Origin of the sequence: uncultured Campylobacter sp., from assembly GCF_938045465.1 — a bacterium.
Lineage (GTDB): Bacteria > Campylobacterota > Campylobacteria > Campylobacterales > Campylobacteraceae > Campylobacter_B.
This window is the reverse complement of record NZ_CALIBF010000212.1, coordinates 1-2,803: the sequence shown is the minus strand read 5'-3', so window position 1 is coordinate 2,803 and position 2,803 is coordinate 1. Positions and strand designations below refer to the sequence as shown.

At 41.9% G+C, this 2,803-nt stretch carries 1 protein-coding gene; it reads left to right on the top strand.

Annotated features, from left to right (window positions below; genetic code table 11):
- Window positions 1-2,259: hypothetical protein (locus Q0413_RS11010; RefSeq protein WP_298990482.1), on the top strand; the 2,259-nt coding region annotated here is incomplete at its 5' end.
- Window positions 2,260-2,803 lie beyond the last annotated feature (544 nt).

The following is a 2,803-nucleotide window of genomic DNA, read 5'->3' as shown; positions in this document are numbered from 1 at the left end:
GCCGTAAGCTTATGGGCGAATTTTAACGCTAGAAATATCGTAGAAGCAGGAGGCGTTGCGAAATTTGATAGCAAAGGTCATGTTCAAGGTGCATATCTGATGACCCAGTCCAGAAAAAATCCGGAAGCTAAAGATAAAAGCTATGCCGTCATCTATACCGAAACCATAGGTAAAGATGCCGATAAAATTTTTAATTACTATAATGTTGGCGATGTACTCGTAAACATCTATGATAACTCGTGGACGGATGCTTATTCCGATCAGACATACTCTAAAAAGTGGAAGAGCGCTAAATGTATCATCAATTCATCTAGCAATACTCCTAATGCTAAAGGTATGATAGGCTGCGACGTAGGTATGAGGCTTGCTGCTAACAAAGATAAAGCGATAAATGATAATATCGTATTACGCTACCGACCGGATCGTATCAGGGTATCTCTCACAAGCCTCGATAACGGCGTAACAAGCGGCGTAGGTGATAATAATATCACGGGCGGGGTATCTGCGTATACATATTTCAATGCTCCGGATATTGAGAATAATGTAGTAATATATGGTAGTGATAACTCTACGCAAAATTTAGCGGTGACGCATCAGATAAGTCAGCTAGCCAAGCTTAAGGTCAATGCCGTAGCATATCTATCCGACAAGGTCTATAAAGATGTCATCGCTACGCTTTATGACGGGTATAAACAAGATGTTGGCGGCACTCCTCAAGCCGTGTGCGGATTTTCAAGCGATCTTGATTTTGCGCTAAATTTTGGATTCGATTGCGCTAGCAATAGTGCCGATGGACGTTGCTCCACAGCTACCGCTAACAAGACCGGCGGAGATACAAATTACGTGCCATATCCTAATAGAGCTACCGTTACCTATAAGATTGATAGTGGTACGCAATTTTTTGCTGCAAATTCTAACGAGTGCCTAGGCCCTACAGGATATGATAGTAGATGCTATAAATATAACGTAAGAACCTTAAGCTCAACTATTAATGGAGGTTGGAATGAAGCCGCTTCCGCATCCGATGCGGGTTACGGCTTGCCTATACCGCTTAGAACGGCGCTTAATTATTACTCCGACGCTTCATTAATAGGCGGACTTATCAATAGACCGAAAGATGGCACAGGAATTAAGTACGATTCTAAGTCAACGGATTTCAGGATTTTAGCACAAGGATTTAGAGAGGGGCAGACCCCTGGTTCGACCGTGTATTTTAATTTTGCTAGGATGCATAAAACCCCTAGCACTCCGGTGCTTATCTACGCTAGTGACTTTGAAATCAGAAATGGCACGATTAGTATCGCCGAAAATTTTTGGCCGTCAAAATTTGATAAATCATACAATGCTATCTCGGATACAACTTCGGAGCAATATAAGAAAGATGATATAAAGTTGTCCCAAGAGAACTTTAATGCTTTTATCACTAGAAAGGTTAGCGAGACCAAAGCTGCAAGCAAAGCTGCTTATATAGCCGCTGCTAATTCCAATAGTAAGACCTATGCAACAGGTAAAACCGTTATAGATTATAGTGACAACGTAGGCACTTATGCGCTATTCGTCTATGGTACGTCATATGACAAGAGCCTGGGATCTAGAGTGTATCAAGCCACTACCAGAACCGGGGTAACCGTACCTATTTATGCGCAGATCTATTGTGGCAGAACCGATAAGTGCGCGAATATGCCTGCTCCTAGCGCAGAGCTTGCTTATGAGGCTCCTAGCTCAAATATATTTACCGTGCTAGCAGCTCAAGATCCTAGCCTAACCGATTTTACGAAGTTCGTAGTAAATACTAGGGCTACTCTAAATAATATAGGGGCGGAATTCGTAAGCGCCTATACCAGCTTCACGCCTACTAGTGTAACTGTTCACAGGGGCAATGTAGTAAGCTACGGCAAGGAAGATATAGCTATCCAAGCTACTGCTCCGGGCCAGGCTACAATACGTATTGAAACTAACCCATGGCTTATCCATACGCCCGCTGGAAATGACAATACTATGTTCACAATAGGAAATGGAGGTGCCTATTCTAATCAGTATTCTGGCGTACCGCAGTATTATAACCCTCTTACTGTCAACACAAGAGCCGCTAAACCTACGGTTTGGGGCGGCGAGGGTCAAGTCAAATCTGGTAAGGAAGATGACGTGGGATCATTCGCTGGCGGTAGTACATCGGATAATAGTACTAGCGACACTTCGACGAATAAACTAGGTACGGGCGATATTCGCGATATTTACAATCAAAAGACCGATTGGTAGTATCTGTGTAAGCTCGTAGCATAAAGGCTAGCCTCCTGGCTAGCCTTTTTTTATGGGCGAAATTTTAGTTTTCTTAGCGACGAATCTTTTAAAATTATACTTTGCAAATTTTTGTCTGTAAATTTTACGAGATAAAATTTTTTAGAATTTTAAATTGCGAAATTTTACTATAAAACTTGGCGAAAAATTTTACTCATTGAGATTTGTGCGCCGTAACGGCATAGAATTGCGCGCTAATCCCAAGCGGTAGAATTTCAAAGTAAAATTTTGTATGACGATCCTCCTCCTGTTTATTAAAATGCTGAGCTATCAGCGTTGCAAGTTTCGCGTAGTGTGATCATGCAAAGCTTATTGTAAATTTTTATTGCGCGAGATTTAATAGTAAAATCTACACTAGGCGAGGTATAAAAGATCTCAGCCACATCCAGGACGCAGAATTCCATTAGTAAAATCTGCTCCCAACTCTCATCCTAAAATTCTATCGCGGCAAAACGCACCGCCGATAAGATTTAAAATTACTCAAAGCCACCCGTATCCCCCCTTT